Source organism: Cryobacterium sp. 10I1 (assembly GCF_035019805.1).
GTDB lineage: Bacteria > Actinomycetota > Actinomycetes > Actinomycetales > Microbacteriaceae > Cryobacterium > Cryobacterium glucosi.
The window spans coordinates 1-701 of sequence record NZ_JASJVF010000534.1; the positions used below are offsets into that span (position 1 = coordinate 1).

At 62.1% G+C, this 701-nt stretch carries 1 protein-coding gene; it reads right to left on the reverse strand.

Translation table 11 applies throughout. The features are described 5' to 3' along the window. Positions 1-638 (reverse strand): divalent metal cation transporter (locus QN345_RS19625; protein WP_323509187.1); only part of this gene is annotated, 638 nt, incomplete at its 3' end. Between the last annotated feature and the right edge of the window lie 63 nt (positions 639-701).

The window sequence follows — 701 nt, forward strand, 5'->3', positions numbered from 1 at the left end:
GCGAGGATCAGGTAGGCGCGCAGCACGCCCAATCCGATGGTCCGACCGGTGGAGAGCTCCGGGCGGGCGAGGAGGGTGAGGGGTGGCATCCGCCAACGGAGACGTTGACTGTGTTCCATCGGGAGCACCGCATCACCGGCCGGGCGTCGCCGGCGAAGGACCAGGGCGGTCGCTCCGACAAGAATTCCCAAGACGCTGCCCCCGCCGAGGATGGACAAGATTGTCTCTCCCGTGATGTCTGGGAAGAGAACGCTGGCTGTGAGGATGATGGAAAGCATGACCAGCACGGCGACGACAACAGACGTGAACAGGTTCAACCATTTGCCGTTGACCCAGGGGCCCAGCACGTCTTTGTCGTTGCAGAGCAATAAGAGGAAGACCGTGGCTGAAGGTAGCAGCACCCCGGCGAGAGTCTGTACTCCCACGGTCAAGAGTCCCAGCGGCGCACCGGGAATCAGAACAATCGTGGCTGCCAGGGCGAGGAGGGCAGCGAATACGGCGTAGAAGCCCTTCGCTTCCCACGGTTTGCGGTGCAGGGAGTGCTTCAACCCCAACACGTCGCCCAACGCGTATGAAGTAGACAAACCTACTGCGGCCGCACCAATAATGGACGCGTCGATCAACGCGATCGCGAACATCACTCCCACGCCAGGTCCGACAAACTTGCCGAGGCCTTCTGCGACCCCGAGTGCGTCAGTGAA